Source organism: Bacillus sp. CHD6a (assembly GCF_001293645.1).
Taxonomy (GTDB): domain Bacteria; phylum Bacillota; class Bacilli; order Bacillales; family Bacillaceae_I; genus Sutcliffiella_A.
The window spans coordinates 39,656-57,723 of record NZ_LBMD01000011.1; the positions used below are offsets into that span (position 1 = coordinate 39,656).

20 protein-coding genes are annotated in these 18,068 nt (G+C 41.4%); 16 read left to right on the forward strand and 4 right to left on the reverse strand.

Going from position 1 to position 18,068, the window contains the following annotated elements; genetic code table 11:
- Window positions 1-9 precede the first annotated feature (9 nt).
- From AAV98_RS10085 to AAV98_RS10115, 7 genes are all read left to right on the forward strand, one after another.
- Window positions 10-564 carry a sulfurtransferase TusA family protein gene (locus AAV98_RS10085; protein ID WP_060665438.1) on the forward strand — a complete coding sequence of 185 codons (555 nt, stop codon included), beginning with the start codon at window positions 10-12 and terminating at the stop codon, window positions 562-564.
- Window positions 565-612: 48 nt separating this feature from the next.
- Complete coding sequence (locus AAV98_RS10090; protein WP_060665439.1) at window positions 613-1,746, forward strand: MBL fold metallo-hydrolase; 1,134 nt, start codon at window positions 613-615, stop codon at window positions 1,744-1,746.
- 152 nt (window positions 1,747-1,898) lie between these two features.
- Window positions 1,899-2,681, forward strand: a complete 783-nt coding sequence (locus AAV98_RS10095) for a sulfite exporter TauE/SafE family protein (protein WP_060665440.1) — start codon at window positions 1,899-1,901, stop codon at window positions 2,679-2,681.
- Between the two features lie 153 nt (window positions 2,682-2,834).
- Window positions 2,835-3,290 carry a site-2 protease family protein gene (locus tag AAV98_RS10100; protein WP_060665441.1) on the forward strand — a complete coding sequence of 152 codons (456 nt, stop codon included), beginning with the start codon at window positions 2,835-2,837 and terminating at the stop codon, window positions 3,288-3,290.
- A 16-nt stretch (window positions 3,291-3,306) separates the two neighbouring features.
- Window positions 3,307-4,065 carry a (S)-benzoin forming benzil reductase gene (locus AAV98_RS10105; protein ID WP_060665442.1) on the forward strand — a complete coding sequence of 253 codons (759 nt, stop codon included), beginning with the start codon at window positions 3,307-3,309 and terminating at the stop codon, window positions 4,063-4,065.
- Between the two features lie 181 nt (window positions 4,066-4,246).
- Window positions 4,247-5,065 (forward strand): ABC transporter ATP-binding protein, encoded by an 819-nt coding sequence (locus tag AAV98_RS10110; protein WP_060665443.1) that lies wholly within the window; start codon window positions 4,247-4,249, stop codon window positions 5,063-5,065.
- Window positions 5,066-5,137: 72 nt separating this feature from the next.
- Window positions 5,138-5,389, forward strand: coding sequence for a YusU family protein (locus AAV98_RS10115; RefSeq protein ID WP_060665444.1), 252 nt, complete (start codon window positions 5,138-5,140; stop codon window positions 5,387-5,389).
- Window positions 5,390-5,600: 211 nt separating this feature from the next.
- Here AAV98_RS10115 and AAV98_RS10120 read toward each other — a convergent pair whose 3' ends face one another.
- The 3 genes from AAV98_RS10120 to AAV98_RS10130 form a co-directional block, all read right to left on the reverse strand.
- Complete coding sequence (locus AAV98_RS10120; RefSeq protein ID WP_060665445.1) at window positions 5,601-6,245, reverse strand: hypothetical protein; 645 nt, start codon at window positions 6,243-6,245, stop codon at window positions 5,601-5,603.
- Window positions 6,246-6,448: 203 nt separating this feature from the next.
- Complete coding sequence (locus tag AAV98_RS10125; protein ID WP_060665446.1) at window positions 6,449-6,787, reverse strand: spore coat protein; 339 nt, start codon at window positions 6,785-6,787, stop codon at window positions 6,449-6,451.
- 17 nt (window positions 6,788-6,804) lie between these two features.
- Window positions 6,805-7,083: a hypothetical protein gene (locus tag AAV98_RS10130; RefSeq protein ID WP_060665447.1), complete on the reverse strand. Its 279-nt coding sequence runs from the start codon at window positions 7,081-7,083 to the stop codon at window positions 6,805-6,807.
- Between the two features lie 276 nt (window positions 7,084-7,359).
- Here AAV98_RS10130 and AAV98_RS10135 point away from each other — a divergent pair, with 276 nt between their 5' ends.
- Entirely contained in the window at window positions 7,360-8,277 is a 918-nt protein-coding gene (locus AAV98_RS10135; RefSeq protein ID WP_060665448.1) for a proline dehydrogenase family protein, read from the forward strand.
- Between the two features lie 599 nt (window positions 8,278-8,876).
- Here the strand turns inward: AAV98_RS10135 and AAV98_RS19970 are convergent.
- A complete protein-coding gene (locus AAV98_RS19970) occupies window positions 8,877-9,023 on the reverse strand; it encodes a YuzL family protein (RefSeq protein ID WP_082380856.1) in 147 nt (48 codons plus the stop codon).
- Window positions 9,024-9,516: 493 nt separating this feature from the next.
- On the opposite strand from AAV98_RS19970, the gene AAV98_RS10140 reads away from it, so the two are divergent.
- The 8 genes from AAV98_RS10140 (at window position 9,517) to AAV98_RS10175 (ending at window position 17,948) form a co-directional block, all read left to right on the forward strand.
- The gene (locus tag AAV98_RS10140) at window positions 9,517-11,901 is read left to right on the forward strand and encodes a 3-hydroxyacyl-CoA dehydrogenase/enoyl-CoA hydratase family protein (protein WP_060665449.1); all 2,385 of its coding nucleotides are present in this window, start codon (window positions 9,517-9,519) and stop codon (window positions 11,899-11,901) included.
- Window positions 11,902-12,101: 200 nt separating this feature from the next.
- Entirely contained in the window at window positions 12,102-13,280 is a 1,179-nt protein-coding gene (locus AAV98_RS10145; protein WP_060665450.1) for an acetyl-CoA C-acetyltransferase, read from the forward strand.
- A gap of 441 nt (window positions 13,281-13,721) precedes the next feature.
- The gene (locus tag AAV98_RS10150; RefSeq protein ID WP_060665451.1) at window positions 13,722-15,506 is read left to right on the forward strand and encodes an acyl-CoA dehydrogenase family protein; all 1,785 of its coding nucleotides are present in this window, start codon (window positions 13,722-13,724) and stop codon (window positions 15,504-15,506) included.
- Window positions 15,507-15,978: 472 nt separating this feature from the next.
- Window positions 15,979-16,335, forward strand: a complete 357-nt coding sequence (locus tag AAV98_RS10155) for an arsenate reductase family protein (protein WP_060665452.1) — start codon at window positions 15,979-15,981, stop codon at window positions 16,333-16,335.
- Window positions 16,336-16,411: 76 nt separating this feature from the next.
- On the forward strand, window positions 16,412-16,795 hold the full coding sequence (gene gcvH / locus AAV98_RS10160; protein WP_060665453.1) for a glycine cleavage system protein GcvH: 384 nt from the start codon (window positions 16,412-16,414) through the stop codon (window positions 16,793-16,795).
- 58 nt (window positions 16,796-16,853) lie between these two features.
- Window positions 16,854-17,099 (forward strand): YusG family protein, encoded by a 246-nt coding sequence (locus tag AAV98_RS10165; protein ID WP_060665454.1) that lies wholly within the window; start codon window positions 16,854-16,856, stop codon window positions 17,097-17,099.
- A gap of 154 nt (window positions 17,100-17,253) precedes the next feature.
- Window positions 17,254-17,601: a toprim domain-containing protein gene (locus AAV98_RS10170; RefSeq protein WP_060665455.1), complete on the forward strand. Its 348-nt coding sequence runs from the start codon at window positions 17,254-17,256 to the stop codon at window positions 17,599-17,601.
- 23 nt (window positions 17,602-17,624) lie between these two features.
- Window positions 17,625-17,948, forward strand: coding sequence for a thioredoxin family protein (locus AAV98_RS10175; RefSeq protein ID WP_060665456.1), 324 nt, complete (start codon window positions 17,625-17,627; stop codon window positions 17,946-17,948).
- The last annotated feature ends 120 nt before the right edge of the window (window positions 17,949-18,068 follow it).

Genomic DNA, 18,068 nt, shown 5'->3' on the forward strand with positions numbered 1-18,068 from the left:
GATGACCTACTGATGAATGTAAATATGACGATAGATGCGAAAGGCTTGGCATGTCCAATGCCAATCGTGCGTACTAAAAAAGCGATTGATCAGGTTAATTCTGGTGAGGTATTGGAAGTGCTCGCTACAGATAAAGGTTCAAAAGCAGATATTAAAGCATGGGCAGAAAAAATCGGCCATCAATATTTAGGAACGCTTGAAGAAGGCGATGTATTAAAACATTATATCCGTAAAGCTAGATCTGAAGAGGAAAAAGAAGAGCAAAACTATCCTCATGTTGCAACGAATGAAGAGTTGGAAGGCAAATTAGAAACGGGTATTGTGGTGCTGGATGTGCGTGAACCAGCTGAGTATGCATTTGGACATATTCCTGGTGCAGTTTCAGTACCATTAGGTGACCTTGAAAATGGAGTATCAGGTTTAGAAAAAGAAAAAGAAACATATGTCATTTGCCGTACAGGAAGCCGAAGTGACATGGCTGCACAGAAATTGACAGAACTAGGTTTTACAAATGTAAAAAATGTTGTTCCTGGTATGAGCAAGTGGGAAGGTCCTACAGCTTAACACGCTAAATTTTTTTACAATAAATTATACCATAGGGGGTATTTATTCATGTTAAACGCAATGACTGCAAAAGATGTAACGAAAAAGATTTTAGCTAATGAATCATTATTTATTTTAGATGTGCGAAACGAAGATGCATTTGCTGATTGGAAAATTGACGGGGCATCTGTTGAGCATAAGAATGTACCTTACTTTGAGTTGATGGATGGCGTGGAAGAAATCTTAGAACAAATTCCATCAGAAAATGTTTTGGTAGTATGTGCAAAAGAAGGTTCTTCTATCTTTGTTGGCGAGATGTTAGTGGAAGCTGGCGTGAAAAATGTTTCTTACTTGCAAGGCGGAATGAAGGCATGGAGTGAATACTTGGAGCCGGTTAAAGTAGCAGATTTAACGGACGGCGGTACATTGTGGCAGTTCGTTCGTATCGGAAAAGGCTGCTTAAGCTACCTTGTTGAATCTAATGGTTCTGCTATGATCATTGACTCTACACGTATGGTGGATCAGTACATTTCGTTTGCAGAAGCGAAAGGTTTAAAAGTGGTACATGTGGCGGACACGCACTTGCATGCCGATCACATTTCCGGTGGACGTATGCTACGTGAAGCAACGAATGCAACGTACTGGTTGCCTCCAAAGGATGCAGAAGAAGTAACGTTTGATTATGCAGCGCTGGAAGATGGGGTGGAAATTACGGTAGGTACGACGAAGGTTGCTGTGCAGGCGATTTACTCTCCAGGTCACACAATCGGAAGTACGTCATTTGTCGTAGATAATCGCTTTTTGTTAAGTGGCGACATTTTATTCGTCGAGTCTATCGGTCGTCCGGACCTTGCCGGAAAAGCGGAGGACTGGGTAGCTGATCTTCGTGAAACACTTTACTCCCGTTACAAAGAGTTGTCTGATGATCTAGTTGTATTACCTGCTCACTTTGGCACCATGTCCGAAGTAGGGAAAGGTGGTCTTGTGGCAGCACGTCTAGGCGACTTGTTTAAAAACAATGCGGGCCTAAACATCGAAGACGAAGCGGAGTTCCGTAAACTCGTTTCTGAAAACCTGCCACCACAACCAAACGCATACCAAGAAATCCGCCAACTAAACATGGGCAAAATCAACCCAACCGAAGACGAACAACGCGACATGGAAATCGGTCCAAACCGCTGCGCAGTGCACGGAAAAAAATAATTGATGAAGAGGGGTCAGACCCTCAAAGGAATTCCGCCCTTCTTGTCGAAGGGCGGAAAACTATTTAAAAAAGTTTAAAAGAGGGGTCAGACCCCTCTAGGAGTTTTGGCATACGTGTCGAAACCCCCTCAACCTAGAAGGAGGGATGCTTTATGGAATTTGATATTTTGTGGCTTGTAGCTTTGTTTACGATCGGTTTTGTTGGTTCATTTGTATCAGGAATGGTTGGTATTGGTGGTTCCATCATTAAGTATCCGATGCTTTTGTACGTCCCACCGATGCTCGGTCTTACTGCGTTCACAGCGCATGAAGTTTCGGGTGTTAGTGCAGTACAGGTTTTTTTCGCCACCATTTCAGGTGTATGGGCCTACCGCAAAGGAGGCTATTTAAATAAAGATCTTATTATTTATATGGGAGTAAGTATCCTCATTGGTAGTTTTATCGGAGGGTATGGGTCCCGCCTAATGAGCGCAGACGGTATTAACATGGTTTACGGTATTCTTGCACTTATAGCTGTTATTATGATGTTCGTTCCTAAAAAAGGCATTGATGACATACCGTTAGATCAAGTTACTTTTAATAAAGCGCTAGCTGGAACTCTTGCATTTGTCGTCGGTATCGGGTCTGGTATTGTCGGAGCGGCAGGGGCATTCCTGCTCGTGCCAATCATGCTAGTGGTCCTTAAGATTCCTACACGTATGACCATCGCGAGTTCATTGGCTATTACCTTCATTTCATCCATAGGTAGTACAGTCGGCAAAATTACGACTGGTCAAGTACTGTTGATCCCAGCTATCGTCATGGTCATCGCAAGTATCATAGCGGCACCAATTGGTGCAAAACTTGGACAAAAGATGAATACAAAAGTATTGCAGTGGATCTTGGCACTATTGATTTTAGCAACGACAATTAAGATATGGCTGGATATAATGTAATAAATGTCTAACATTAGTTTATTCGATACAAAATTAAAAACACCTGTCGGGGTCTGACCCCGACAGGTGTTTCTTTCTCCACCAAATTCCTCCAATACCGCTGATCCCTCATGTATAATAAGATCAACGACGGAAAAAGAAGGTTGCTTTAGTATGCTTGATACAGTGTTGTTTTTTTATTTGGTCGTACCGCTTGTCCACTTGATTCATGAGGCAGGCCATGTGAGTATGGCAAGGCTTCATAAAGTGAAAAGAACGCAGATTGGAATTGGTATAGGGCCCAAGATTGTGGATTTTAACTTAAAGGGAACACAGATAAGGGTAAACATTATTCCGTTTTTAGGAGGGTACTCCAGTAATGACATGACAAGGGAGTTATCCCATAAAGAGATTGCCTGGATTTCTTTTGGCGGACCTCTTTTCAACTTATTTTCCATCCTTTTCGTACTTCCGTTTTGGACGCCATCCCAGTTCTCCTTTTCCGCCTTATTCGTCTATTTCAGTCTCTGGATCGGTATCGTCAATCTTATACCTTTTACACTAGGAGAAAAATGTTCGGACGGTTGGCAGATTGCATCTTCCCTCATCAAATTAGCAAAAAATAAATAGATTGGGAGTGTATCAAATGAACTATTTTATCGTTACAGGTTCTTCTAAAGGGCTTGGAGAAGCTACTGTGAAATTACTGCTAAAAGAAAACCATCATGTCATTTGTATTGCCAGAAGTGAAAATGTGGACCTCGAACAAACAGCAAAAGAGAGTGGAGCAGAATTTACTTTTCTACAAGAGGATTTAAGCAAACATGATCGCGTAACAGGTATTGTACAATATCTTTTATCTAAAATAGAGAAGGACGGGGATGCAGAGGGGATTTATCTAATAAACAATGCCGGAATGGTTGACCCGATTAAGCCGGCTGGGAAAGCGGACGAGTCGACTATGACCAAGGCTGTTCACCTTAACCTTCTAACTCCGATGCTGATGACCAACGAATTTATCCGGCTCACTGAAGATTGGGACTGTAAAAAGGTGATCGTCAATGTTAGTTCTGGAGCTGCCAACCGGCCGATTCATGGGTGGAATACCTATTGCACGACGAAGGCTGGACTAGATATGTTCACGAAATCAGTAGGCCTTGAACAAAGCCAAGCTGCACATCCGACAAACATTCTCTCATTTTCACCAGGAGTGATGGATACAGATATGCAAGTAGTCATCCGCAGCTCTGATGAAAAAGATTTCAGCAACGTGGAGACATTCAAGAACTATCATGAAGAAGGCCAATTAAGAAGTCCATCGTTTGTGGCTGAGAGCATGATGGATCTCCTATTAACAGGTAAGATTGAAAACGGAAGAGTATATGATATTAAGGAATTTCTCTAAAAAGCGCACCGATTGGTGTGCTTTTTTTACCACTTCCACAATAGTAATAATAAATAGTCCTTTTAATGAGAATGGTTTTCAAAATCATTGACACTTCCTGTTAATTCTCCTAAACTTATAGATAGCTAAAAATTTGATTGCGTTACAAACCGGGAAATACTTAACGAGAGGTGGAAGTAACATGAACGCTTTAGAAACCCAGTCACTTACATTATCCTATGGAGAATCCATCATTATAGAGGAATTAGATCTAAAAATCCCTAAAGGGGAAATTACGGTCTTTATCGGTGGGAATGGCTGTGGGAAATCCACCTTGCTTCGTTCGCTTGCTCGTTTGTTAAAGCCTAGACAAGGAAATGTACTCCTCGAAGGAAAAGCAATTTCCGGTCAATCCACAAAAGACATTGCCAAAAAGCTTGCCATTCTTCCACAAGGGCCAACTTCTCCAGAAGGATTATCCGTACTCCAACTGGTGAAACAAGGCCGTTATCCTTATCAATCATGGTTAAAACAATGGTCAACACATGATGAAAAGTTAGTGTGGGATTCTCTCCGTGCAACAGGAATGGAGGAATTCGCAGAAAGAACAGTCGACTCATTATCCGGTGGTCAACGCCAACGAGCATGGATTGCGATGACCCTTGCACAAGAAACAGATGTGATTTTGTTGGATGAGCCTACAACTTACTTAGATCTCACACATCAAATTGAGATTCTTGATCTTCTTTTTGAATTAAATGAAAAAGAAAACCGTACTATTATAATGGTTCTTCATGATCTTAACCTTGCCTGTCGCTACGCACACCATTTAGTTGCAATCCGTGATAAACAGATTTACGCACAAGGCAAGCCAGAAGAAGTAATTAACTGCGATCTTGTTAAAAATGTTTTTGATATGAATTGTCAGGTAACAACGGACCCGTTATTTGGAACTCCATTATGCATTCCGCACGGTCGCGGCAGATGCTTGGTTCCGGATTTAGAGGGCTTAAGAGCTTAATACATGGCTTAAGGTAACCTTAACTTAAATGTGTAATTGAATGAAACAAAGGTTTGAGGGGAGGTTTTGCCAATGAACGAAAAACTCGACCAGCAACTGGACGGTTTATTAGAAAAATACACGGAGCTTCTTCTAGGTGAAGTGACTGAAGAGCACAAGGAAAATGTGAAAGCATGGGTGCTCTATACATACATCGCAAAATCAATGCCACCACTTGTCAAGCATTGGAATGAGCAATATCCAGACGCAAAGCAAGATATGATGACTTTGATTAAGGAAATTAAAGAGTTAAATGACGCCCACCGTGCGAAAAGCGGGAAATAAGGAAGAGCCTTGGATTGCTATTGTGCAAATCAAGGCTCTTTCTTATTTCAAAAAGGTACGAGTTAAACTCGCATTTATACGGTTATCCATTGTAAAAGAGATTTATCCATTCTAAACAGACGTTTATCCATTGCAAAGGGTAACATATCCATTGTAAATTCAATATATCCATCGAAAGCGACCATTTATCCATTAATGCCTTTAATAATAATTACAAACAGAGATCTTTATCTTCACTAACACCACGAGAACACCTGTCACGAACTTCCACTTTTTCCACATACCAAAAATTATTTTCTTTCAACATCGTGAGTTTTATATCGCTGCCTCCAACAGAATCATCACGCATTACAAAACTCATGAAATAGCCTTCCGCTTCGTCCTCATCTGAAAAATAAATCCTTGTGTTAATTTCCCACACATCGATACCAAGTCCACTGCTTAATTCTACGTCCAACATCCATGCATTCATTAACACCCCAGGAGCATCCCAAGTTTGATTGGCGTTACCAAAAGCTTGTTCATATTCTCCATCCCACTCACGCCAATTTGTTACCCCTTTATTCAAGGCAGTTTTTTCTGAGCGTGTATCATATGTAAAGTAATCCCAAAGTTGTGCATCTACGTCAACCCATAAACGAGGTATTTGATCTTTTGAAAGTTGGATGAACTCTCCCGTTTCCTCTTCCTCAGGAGAATGTGAAACTTTTTCAAATTCCATTTCTTTCTCCTCAAGTTGTGCATGAATTTCCGCTATTTCTTTTTCTAACTTGGTGATTTTTTTCTGATGACCTTCTGAATTAGAGCAACCACTGAATAAGACTCCAACCAAAAATAAAGTGAATATACGTTTCACCTAATTCCCCCCTAAACAAAAACCAATTTGTATAATTTTACCACAAAAAACCTTTGGTGAATTCCTTTATTTAGGAAGGTTAGGGTTTTAGAAAATATGCTGAAGGGTAGAGGGGAAGATACGATTTTTAATAAGAGTATACATAGTAACAAAAAAACAACAGAAGAAGACTAAGTAAGTGGCTTCCTCCGTCGCTTTATCAATTACTGCATCATCCCATTATTTCCATAAGGAAACTGGTTCGTGTACCCTTGGAACTGCTGGTATTCCTGTTGTAGTTTTGTCTGATCGGCTTGCTCTAGTCCGTACCATCCTTTTTGGAACATGACATTATAAAGCTCACGCTGACAATTTTGTGTTTCATTAAAAATCGCGAGCAAGTCCGTATAGATTTGCTGGTTGCTTGCTTCATTTAATGCAGTGCAATACGAATCAGTCATGTATTTTTCCGTTGCAAGCATATCGTTGATGAAATCGCGCTCATTCATTTGTGGTGTTTTAGCAACCTGTGTTTCAGGGTTCTGAATTTTTTGTTGATTCATGTAGGTTGGGCTCCTTTCTATTGTAGTGGTTGTTGCTGCATTTGATTTTGACCTTGTAAGTGGGTCAAGACCTTCTGGTAATGTCTCTGATGCATTTGGCCGGCTTTTTCAATTGCAGTGACAACATCCTGATCTTGGCATTGGCTTGCAAAAAAGTGTGCTTTCTTCATCGCAAGTAAATTCCAGGAAAGCATATCTGCAAAGTATAGAGAATCTTTTGTCGTTACCACGTTTGGTGGCTGTGGGTAATAACCAGGCTGCTGAGTAGTATTTTGCTGTGGTTGCTGCTGTTGCATACAACGACCTCCTATCATAATCTATCAAATGTAGAGTAACCTTTTAGCGGAAAAATATGTACGTCAAAAAAAAACGGCTACATCCATAATGACTAATAAAACGACAAAAGTAAGCACTATTTCCCGACAAATAATTTGTATTCAAAAATTTGAAAAGATGATAAAATGAGGGTGTAATTTTTATTTTACACTCAATGAAAGCGTTTACTATATATTTCAGAAAATAGAATAAAGCAATCGGAGAGGGACATCGAGAAGAAGCGGGAGGAATATCAAATGGAACAAGTAATGCGCAATACATTTTTGTATCTATCGAAAAGCAAATCGTTAACCAAAATGGCAAGAAAGTACGGATTGCGTTTCGGTGCTGGACGCTTTGTCGCAGGGGAAAGGATCGATCAAGCGGTAAAATGTATCCAAGAGCTTAACGAAAAAGACCTATGTGTCACAATAGACTATTTGGGTGAGTTTATTGATACGGAAAAAGAAGCGAACGAAATGGCGGACAACTCCATCGAAGCTATTCGTGCAATCGGCAACGAAAACCTTGATTCTCAATTGTCCTTGAAAATGACATCCATGGGACTTGATATCTCAGAAGAAGTTGTGATGAAGAATATGCGTAGAATTCTTGATGCAGCAAAGGAACACGGTGTATTTGTAACGATTGACATGGAAGACTATTCCCGCTGCGGTAAAACAATTGATGTGTTCAAAAAGTTAAGAGAAGAGTATGACAATGTCGGTACTGTCATACAAGCTTACTTGTATAGAACGGTAAAAGATATGGAAGACCTTAATCAATACAACCCAAATCTTCGTTTAGTAAAAGGAGCATACAAAGAGTCACCGGAAGTTGCATTCCCAGAAAAAAAAGATGTAGACGACAATTTCAAGAAGATCATTGAAATGCACCTGCTTAATGGAAACTACACAGCAGTTGCAACTCATGACGATGCGATGATCGAATACACAAAAGAACTTGTCAAAAAACATGGCATTTCCAAAGATCAATTTGAATTCCAAATGCTCTACGGAATTCGTCCAGAGCGTCAACTCGAGTTAGTAAATGAAGGCTACAAAATGCGCGTATATGTTCCATACGGTACAGACTGGTACGGATATTTCATGCGCCGCCTAGCAGAACGCCCAGCAAACGTAGCGTTCGTACTAAAAGGAATTATCAAGAAATAATAAGAGAGCGTGCGATATGCACGCTCTTTACGTTTATGAAAAAAGAAAGCATATATATAATCCGGTTGATTTCCGTTCCAGGCGCTTCGCTTGCCTGCGGGCGGTCCGTGAGCCTACTTGTCTCAGTTGTAGGCAACTGAAAAGTCTTTGATTTTAGATGCTGTTAAGACACCACTGTTGATTTCCGCAAATGGCTTCGCTTTCCTAGGGGCTGACGAGAGCCTCCTCGGCAAGCCTGCGGGGTCTCCACCTAGCGCTATCTCCCTCAGGACAAGGAAGGCTTCGGCAGCGATTCATCGCACGAAGAAAATGCGTAGCATTTTCGAGGAGTCTTCGCCTTTTGCTCCAATCAACAGCTAGGGGTTATTAAAAACTTATGTTATCTTTTTTTCAGGGGCCTCACTGTGGGGTCTCAACTGTCCCTTCCTCCAGCGGGGGAGTAACGGTAGATTGAGACCCCGCAACGAAGTGAGGAGGCTCAAGCACCGTCCCGCCGAAAGCGCAGCCATTTAAGGAAAGGAACAGCGGCTCATAAACACTAACTAATGTTTTATGGAAAAGAAGGAACGGGCGTTTTTTGCCCGTTTTTTCTTATAACATCAGTCTTGCATGTTCTGTTTTCCGTACTGATGATTGTTGCTCGTCTTTTTACCGCTATAGTCCATCTCCACAGTAGGACCTGCGTTTCCTTTTACACTCGCAGCACTTTTTGCTGCATGAGAAGGTTGTTTTTTCAACTTTGCCATGATGTCTCACCTCCACAACTACATTTTTCCCACACCAATCAGCTACATACAGCGTACATTAGAAAATAAAATGGAAAATTGCTATTTATTTATTGCGAAAATTTTCAAAATACTTTATAGTTAAACCCAAGGGAACTCTTACAAAGGAGATATTTTTTTGTGGTAAAAATGAATGAGCATTCATTCAAAAAACCTGTTTAACAGTTTTTAGCTGGTTATTGGAGCATAGGGCGTAGACTCCTACGGGAGATAGCGGTAGCTTGAGACCCCGCAGCGACGCGAGGAGGCTCAAGCACCGCCCCTAGGAAAGTGAAGCCATTTGCGGAAATCCACAGCGGTGTTTAGTAAAATTTCAAAATCAAAGTCTTTTTCAGTGGCTTCGGCAAAGCCGAGGAGGCTCCTTAAGCGCCCCTGGAAAGCGAAGCCCGGTGCGGAAATAACCAGCGGTGGGTAATTAATTTTCTTTAAAACCAACTATCAAGGGGGAGGAAGAATGAAACAAAGTATTAAAAAGGCTGCTGTAATCGGATCGGGAGTAATGGGATCCGGGATTGCTGCACACTTAGCAAACGTTGGAATTCCTACAATCTTGTTAGATATCGTTCCTAACAAATTAACGAGTGAAGAAGAACAAAAAGGCTTAACACTCTCTGATAAAGCAATCCGAAACAAGTTTACAAGCACAGCTTTGCAAAAACTATTAAAACAAAAACCAGCTCCACTTACATCCAAATCTAATCTTGCTTTAATTGAGGCAGGAAATCTAGAAGACGATATGGCAAAGATTGCAGATTGTGACTGGGTCATTGAAGTAATCGTTGAGAATCTGGAAATCAAAAAACAACTTTTTGAAAAAGTAGATGCACACCGCAAACCTGGAAGTATCATCAGCTCCAATACATCTGGTATCTCCATTGAGGCGATGGCAGAAGGACGCTCCGAAGACTTTAAAAAGAACTTCCTTGGAACGCACTTTTTTAACCCACCGCGTTATTTGAAGTTACTTGAAGTGATTCCGACAAAGGACACAAGTCCTGAGGTTGTCAGCTTCATTAAAACATTTAGTGAAGATGTATTAGGTAAAGGTATTGTTCTTGCGAAAGATACGCCGAACTTCATAGCTAACCGAATCGGAACGTATGGATTACTTGTTACGGTGAATGAAATGCTTGAGGGCGGTTATAGTGTCGGAGAAGTGGATTCCGTCACAGGTCCCGCAATCGGCAGACCGAAGAGTGCCACATTCCGTACACTTGACGTTGTAGGGTTAGATACATTCATCCATGTAGCCAACAATGTTTACGAAAAAGTTGAGGGCAAGGAACAAGAAGTGTTCCGAATTCCAGACTTTATGAACAAAATGAAGGAAAAAGGCTGGTTGGGCTCGAAGTCCGGTCAAGGGTTCTTTCTAAAGCAAGGAAAAGAAATTCTAGAACTTAACCCAGAGACGTTGGAATATGACGCACGCAAAAAGTTAAAAACTCCAGCTCTTGAAATGAGCAAACAAGCAAAAGGCTACAGCAACAAAATGAAAGCGCTTGTATATGCGGACGACCGCGCTGGAAATCTGATCTGGAGCATTCTTGCACCAGTATTGAGCTATTCTGCTGAATTACTAGGTGAGATCGCGGATGATATCGTGGCAATCGACCAAGCGATGAAATGGGGCTTTGGCTGGGATCATGGACCATTTGAAACGTGGGATGCCATCGGTCTAGAACAATCAGTCCTGAAAATGAAAGAAGACGGAATTCCGGTTCCAAAATGGGTCGACGAAATGTTAGCGAACGGCCATCGTTCTTTCTACAAAAAAGATGGTGGAACAACCTTATTTTATAACAACGGTACTTACAAAGCGCTTGAAATAAATCCAAAAGTAGTGCACTTGAAAACATTAAAAGAAACAAATGGTGTGATCAAGAAAAACTCTGGAGCAAGCTTAATCGACCTTGGGGACGATGTGGCATTACTTGAATTCCAATCACCAAACAACGCTATCGGGCTAGATATTATCCAAATGGTGAACTACGCGCTTGAAGAAGTAGATAAAAACTACAAAGGACTTGTAATTGGAAACCAAGGCAAGAACTTCTGTGTTGGTGCAAACCTTGCCATGATTCTGATGGAAGCGCAAGACGACAATTATTTTGAAATTGAAATGGTTGTAAAGCACTTCCAACAAGCCATGATGAATTTAAAATACAGCTCCAAACCGGTTGTGGCTGCGCCATTTGGCATGACACTCGGAGGAGGAACAGAAATCTGCCTCCCAACAAGCCAGCTTCAGGCATCCAGTGAAACGTATATGGGTCTTGTAGAAGTAGGAGTCGGATTGATCCCTGGTGGAGGGGGTAACAAAGAGCTTTACATGAAGCACTTGAACAGTATGCCACAAGGACTTGAGTATGATTTGCAAAAGGTTGCAAACAAAGTATTTGAACAAATTGCAACCGCAAAAGTCTCTACTTCCGCAGCGGAAGCGAGAGACCTGCACTTACTGAATAATAAAGATCAAATCAGCTTCAACGGCGACCACCTAATTCATGATGCGAAGCAGGCGGTAACAAGCCTATATGATGCAGGATACACAGCACCTGTTCGCAGAAAGGTCCCTGTAGTGGGAGAAACAGGCTATGCAACGTTAATGCTTGGAGCTCACAACATGCAATATTCTGGATTCATATCCGAGCACGACTTAAAAATAGCTAAGAAGCTTGCCTATGTTATCGCTGGCGGAAATGTACCGTTCGGAACAGAAGTAGATGAACAGTACCTACTAGATCTTGAACGTGAAGCATTCCTAAGCCTAGTTGGAGAAGCAAAATCCCAACAACGCATGCAGCACATGCTTGTAAAAGGAAAACCATTACGTAACTAAACCAATTATAAATAGATCCTAAGCTGTTGATTGGAGCACAAGGCGAAGACTTCAGCGGGGGAGTAGCGACAATGTTGAGACCCCTCAAGCGTTGCGAGGAGGCTCAAGGTCGCCCCGTGGAAAGCGAAGCCTGGTGCGCAAATCAACAACGGTGTAAAACTAACATTCTACTAAACTACTAGAAAAGCGAGGGGAGCATTTTGAAAGAAGCGGTTATTGTTGCTGGTGCCAGAACACCAGTCGGAAGATCAAGAAAAGGATCACTAGCTACAGTTCGACCAGATGATCTAGGGGCATTAGTAGTAAAAGAAACACTAAAAAGAGCAGGCAATTATGATGGTCCAATCGATGACTTAATTTTCGGGTGTGCGATGCCAGAAGCAGAACAAGGTCTCAATATGGCAAGAAACATCGGAGGATTAGCTGGACTCCCATCTAGCGTACCTGCAATTACTATAAATAGATATTGTTCTTCGGGCTTACAAACCATTGCCTATGCTGCAGAGCGAATCATGCTTGGCCACTCTGAATCCATCATCGCAGGTGGAGCAGAATCCATGAGTATGGTGCCAATGGTCGGTCACACAGTAAGACCAAATGCAAGACTTGTTGATTCCGCACCAGAGTATTATATGGGGATGGGTCACACGGCGGAACAAGTAGCAATGAAATACGGTGTAAGCCGTGAAGATCAGGATGCGTTCGCTGTTCGCAGTCATGAGCGTGCTGCAAGAGCGATACAAGAAGGAAGATTTGTGGATGAAATCGTCCCTGTGGATGTAACGTTGCGCAAGGTTGGATCCAACCACAAATTACAAGAATCAACCTTCACTTTCAGTCAGGATGAAGGAGTAAGAGCAGGTACTTCCATGGAAGTATTGAGCAAACTTCGCCCTGCATTTAATGTTAAAGGTTCCGTAACAGCAGGAAACTCCTCCCAAACAAGTGACGGAGCAGCATCTGTCCTTGTGATGGAGCGTGAAAGAGCAGAAGCACTTGGATTAAAACCAATTGCAAAATTCCGATCCTTTGCAGTAGGCGGCGTGCCACCGGAAGTAATGGGAATCGGTCCGGTAGTGGCAATCCCGAAAGCACTTAAACTGGCAGGATTGGAACTTTCCGATATCGGCTTACTAGAATTAAACGAAGCCTTCGCATCCCAAGCAATTCAAGTTATGCGCGAATTGAATCTTGACGAAGACAAAGTGAACGTAAACGGTGGAGCAATTGCCCTAGGTCATCCACTTGGATGCACAGGCTCCAAACTAACCCTGACCCTCCTACACGAAATGCAACGCCGCAACGAACAGTTCGGTATCGTCAGCATGTGTATCGGCGGCGGAATGGGCGCCGCAGGAGTATTCGAACTACTGGCATAAATATATTATTTTATAAAAGATGAATAGATATCTGTTATAAAACGTGACTTCCCCTGTTGACTGAAGTGCAGGGAGTTCGACTCCGGCGGGAGGTAGCGGTAGCTTGAGACCCCGCAACGAAGGAGACCATTGAAAAACTAATAAAATAAAGTTTTTTATTTATTCCTAGCTGTTGATTGGAGCAAAAGGCGAAGACTCCTGAGGGAGATAGCGCTAGGTGGAGACCCCGCAGGCGTAGCCGAGGAGGCTCCAGCAGCGCCCCTAGGAAAGCGAAGCCATTTGCGGAAATCAATAGCGGTGTTTATAAAAATACTAAAATCAAGACTTTTTCAGTGGACTCCAACGAAGTGACCCGCGGAAAGCGAACACCCGAAACGGAAGTCAACAAGGAGTTATCCAGAAAACAAAAGTTTTTTAATAACCATTCGGGAGGAAAACAAAATGTCAAACACATTAGAAAACGTAATCAAAGGCGGAAGCTTCCTACTTGATGATATAGCAGCAGAAAAAGTCTTCACACCAGAGGACTTCTCAGACGAACACAAACTAATCGCCAAAACAACCGAAGAATTCGTCGTAAACGAAGTAGTACCAAACCTAGAAGAAATCGAACACCACAACTTCGATATCTCCGTAAAACTTTTAAAAGAAGCAGGAGAACTGGGCCTATTAGGAGCAGACGTACAAGAAGAGTACGGCGGATTCGGACTTGATAAAATCAGTTCATCCCTAATCACAGAAAAATTCTCAAGAGCTGGCGGATTCTCCTTATCCTATGGCGCACACGTTGGAATTGGATCTCTTCCTATCGTTCTTTTCGGTAATGAAGACCAAAAACAAAAATACCTTCCAAAACTGTCTTCCGGTGAAATGCTTGCAGCGTACGCATTAACAGAGCCAGGATCCGGATCGGACGCTCTTGGTGCAAAAACGACTGCTAAGTTGAATGACGAAGGAACGCATTATATATTGAATGGTGAAAAACAATGGATTACTAATGCAGGCTTTGCAGATGTATTCGTTGTCTATGCAAAAGTTGATGGCGAACACTTCTCCGCATTCATCGTAGAGCGCGAGTTTGGTGGCGTTTCCACTGGACCGGAAGAAAAGAAAATGGGAATCAAAGGCTCTTCTACACGTACATTGATCCTAGAAGATGCATTAGTACCAAAAGAAAACCTTCTTGGTGAAATTGGACGCGGGCACGTAATCGCATTTAACATCCTTAACATTGGACGTTACAAATTGGCTGTTGGAACAGTTGGTGGATCTAAGCGTGGAATTGAGCTTGCAGCAACGTATGCAAACCAGCGCCAACAATTCAAAACACCTATCGCAAAATTCTCCCTTATCCAAGAGAAGCTTGCAAATATGGCAGTTAAAACATATGCAACGGAAAGCTCCGTTTACCGTACAGTCGGGCTTTTTGAAGACAGCATGGGCCGTCTGACGAAAGAAGAGGAAAAAGATCCTAATGCAGTGGCAAAAGCAGTTGCAGAATATGCTATCGAGTGTTCTTTAAATAAAGTGTTTGGTTCTGAAACGCTTGACTATGTGGTGGATGAAGCGGTTCAAATTCATGGTGGATACGGCTTTATGGCAGAGTACGAAGTGGAAAGAATGTACCGCGACTCCCGTATCAACCGTATCTTCGAAGGAACAAATGAAATCAACCGTTTATTGGTACCAGGAACGTACCTGCGTAAAGCATTAAAAGGCGAACTTCCACTTATCCAAAAAGCACAAAGTCTACAAGAAGAGTTAATGATGCTTATGCCTGAAGAAGTTGGCGATGGAGTGTTGGAACAAGAGAAATATCTTGTGAAAAATGCTAAGAAAATCGCTATCTTAATGACAGGTCTTGTAGCTCAAAAGTACGGAAAGGCTTTGGAAAGAGAACAAGAATTGCTTGTTAACATCGCGGACATCATCAGCAACGTATATTCTATGGAGTCTGCTGTGCTACGCACGGAAAAAGCGATTGCAAAATCCGGCGAAGACAAAAACAAACTGAAAGTCCTTTATACGCAAGTATTCTGTCAAGAGGCGTTCAACCAAATTGAAGCAGATGCAAGAGAAACGTTGGTAGCTGCTGAAACTGGCGATACGCTTCGCATGATGATTTCTGCACTGCGCAAATTCACTCGTCACACACCAATCAACGTTGTTGCAAAGAAACGAGAAATTGCAGCGGTCGTATTGGATGCTCAAAAATATACTGTTTAAGAATCGAAAACCAGGCTCCTGTTTCGGGTAGTCTGGTTTTTTTACTCCTTTCAAAAGATCGAAACAATTGATGGCTTTGTATATATTTGAGAATGAAGACGTTTTTGGAGCTGCATTTTAGTTAAAAGTGTCTTCATCCAATGTATGAAGACACTTTCGTAATGAAATAACTGCTGTAAATGTCATCATAAACAATATGAAGACACTTTCGACACAAACATTCAGCTGAAAAGGTCTTCATCAAGCTATTTAACTTATTTAACCTCAAATCAAATAACCAACCAAAGCAAATAACTAATATAGAGTTATACACTTCCAGCACGATGGTCTACAAAAATTGTATCTCATCAAAAGGAAAATAGAAAAAGACGTCGAATAATAGAAAATAGCATGTTGAAAATTAGGCGCAAGCTTTGTGTTATGCTACAATATATGAGTAAAATCATGTATGCTAAGGTGGTGCAAAAAGGTTATGACAGTAACGTTTTATTGGTATCCTAAATGTGGCACATGTCGCAATGCTAAAAAGTGGCTTGAGGCGAATGGTGTAGCGGTAGAAGAAGTACATATTGTCGAAAATCCACCATCACGTGAAAAGTTAGAGGAGCTATACAAAAAAAGCGGCCTAGAACTGAAGAAGTTCTTTAATACAAGCGGCATGAAATATCGCGAGCTTGGATTGAAGGATAAAGTAAAAACAGCATCCGAAGAGGAATTGCTTGATATTCTTGCAACGGATGGGATGTTGATTAAGCGTCCGATTACGACGGACGGCAGCAAAGTAACAGTTGGATTTAATGAAAAACAGTTTGAGGAAACATGGAAATAGGACAGGCTCTCTTTTTAAATAGGCATGCCTATTAGATGAGCTAAAAATAAACAAGTTTTGATGGAGGGAATTATTGATGAGCACACCTAAAGATTTACGTTATTCCGAAGAGCATGAATGGGTAAAAGTTGAAGGAGAAAAAGTACGAGTAGGGATTACGCACTTTGCTCAATCCGAGCTTGGCGATATTGTGTTTGTTGAACTTCCTGAAGTTGGAGATGAAATTTCTGCAGATGAGCCATTTGGAAGTGTTGAATCTGTAAAAACAGTATCAGAACTTTACGCTCCAATCAGTGGAAAAGTGGTAGAAGTTAATGAAGATCTAAATGACAGCCCTGAATTTGTGAATGAATCTCCATACGAGAAAGCATGGATGATTGTGGTGGAACCTGCAGATGCTGGTGAAGTAGACAAATTGATGACTGCAGAGCAATATGAGGAAATGACAAAAGAAGATTAATTATCTAGACGTGGGGCAACCTAACTTTAGTTAACTTTTACTAAAGAGGTGACCTTAAATGACGTTGGATAACAAAAGGCTGGATATCACCGACAGAGTAAACGGGAAGTTGACAAACCAAGGCTTTGAGCTTTACGTGGAAAATGAATCCATAGGTCAAGTAACGTTTACCGAGCAAGGCAACCAGTACGCCTTAAAAAATGGTTATGAACAAGAAGGTAGCAAGATCTTTCAACAAGTTCAAGTGCCTTCTGAAAAAGATGCCAAATATGTAGATTGCGACTACGAAAATGGATGGTGTTAACCATCGGTGGGGTTGGGACTCTTATTAGTTCCGCCCCTTTTTCATATTAAATGACGCCCTTATTTCTAATTATATGTGTACATTACCGCTATTCGGAATAGTTATAGTATAAAGCAACTTATCTTTATACATCTTTTTAGAACAGGTGATGGATATGGATTTTATTCAAGAGGAAAAAATTATTATTGTAGAGGGTAAATCAGATAAAAAACGTGTTCAGGAAGTCATCAATGAGCCAGTTCATATTATATGTACCAATGGCACAATCAGTGTCACAAAGCTTGATGAATTGATGGAAGATATAATGGATAAAGAGGTTTATATTTTGGTCGATGCGGATAGTTCTGGTGAAAAATTGCGGAAGCTCTTTAAAAGAGAGTTTCCAGAGGCAGAGCATCTTTATATTGATAAAATGTATCGAGAAGTGGCCTCTGCGCCACATCACCATATAGCTACGGTGTTACTTAGTGCAAATATTGATATTCATGCAGAATACTTGTAATAAGATGTAATGAGGATGAGATCATGAGGGATTGGACCAAGGAAGAACTTTTACAAGAAATCAACGAAAATAAACTAAGTGTGGTTTATTTTTACACGCCAATGTGTGGGACCTGTCAGGTTGCCAAGCGGATGCTGGACGTGACGAAAGAGCTTTTTCCGCATCTTAATTTTGGGATGCTTGATGTGAATTATATTCAAGATCTTGCTATGAAGTGGGAAATTGAAAGCGTCCCTTGTTTGATGATCTTCAAACATGGTGAGATGAAGGAAAAAATTTATGCCTTCCGTTCGGTGGGATTTTTATATGAACTATTCAAGGAACATGACGGAATGTCAGTCGACTAAAAACACCCTGTGAGGGTGTTTTTTTATGCTTTCGACATAATATCCTATTGCCATTTTTCTGAAAAAGGAGTAAGTTTGTTTAGGGAGACGAAATATCTATTCAACAAACAAACGAGGGGT

Bases quoted from the DNA above. Each gene is read 5' to 3' on its own strand.
- AAV98_RS10175 (WP_060665456.1), top strand. From the start codon at position 17,625: ATGAGGGATTGGACCAAGGAAGAACTTTTACAAGAAATCAACGAAAAT.
- AAV98_RS10165 (WP_060665454.1), top strand. From the start codon at position 16,854: ATGACGTTGGATAACAAAAGGCTGGATATCACCGACAGAGTAAACGGG.
- AAV98_RS10130 (WP_060665447.1), bottom strand. From the start codon at position 7,083: ATGCAACAGCAGCAACCACAGCAAAATACTACTCAGCAGCCTGGTTAT.
- AAV98_RS10140 (WP_060665449.1), top strand. From the start codon at position 9,517: ATGAAACAAAGTATTAAAAAGGCTGCTGTAATCGGATCGGGAGTAATG.
- AAV98_RS10095 (WP_060665440.1), top strand. From the start codon at position 1,899: ATGGAATTTGATATTTTGTGGCTTGTAGCTTTGTTTACGATCGGTTTT.
- AAV98_RS19970 (WP_082380856.1), bottom strand. From the start codon at position 9,023: ATGGCAAAGTTGAAAAAACAACCTTCTCATGCAGCAAAAAGTGCTGCG.
- gcvH (WP_060665453.1), top strand. From the start codon at position 16,412: ATGAGCACACCTAAAGATTTACGTTATTCCGAAGAGCATGAATGGGTA.
- AAV98_RS10100 (WP_060665441.1), top strand. From the start codon at position 2,835: ATGCTTGATACAGTGTTGTTTTTTTATTTGGTCGTACCGCTTGTCCAC.
- AAV98_RS10115 (WP_060665444.1), top strand. From the start codon at position 5,138: ATGAACGAAAAACTCGACCAGCAACTGGACGGTTTATTAGAAAAATAC.
- AAV98_RS10150 (WP_060665451.1), top strand. From the start codon at position 13,722: ATGTCAAACACATTAGAAAACGTAATCAAAGGCGGAAGCTTCCTACTT.
- AAV98_RS10170 (WP_060665455.1), top strand. From the start codon at position 17,254: ATGGATTTTATTCAAGAGGAAAAAATTATTATTGTAGAGGGTAAATCA.
- AAV98_RS10155 (WP_060665452.1), top strand. From the start codon at position 15,979: ATGACAGTAACGTTTTATTGGTATCCTAAATGTGGCACATGTCGCAAT.
- AAV98_RS10105 (WP_060665442.1), top strand. From the start codon at position 3,307: ATGAACTATTTTATCGTTACAGGTTCTTCTAAAGGGCTTGGAGAAGCT.
- AAV98_RS10110 (WP_060665443.1), top strand. From the start codon at position 4,247: ATGAACGCTTTAGAAACCCAGTCACTTACATTATCCTATGGAGAATCC.
- AAV98_RS10090 (WP_060665439.1), top strand. From the start codon at position 613: ATGTTAAACGCAATGACTGCAAAAGATGTAACGAAAAAGATTTTAGCT.
- AAV98_RS10125 (WP_060665446.1), bottom strand. From the start codon at position 6,787: ATGAATCAACAAAAAATTCAGAACCCTGAAACACAGGTTGCTAAAACA.
- AAV98_RS10135 (WP_060665448.1), top strand. From the start codon at position 7,360: ATGGAACAAGTAATGCGCAATACATTTTTGTATCTATCGAAAAGCAAA.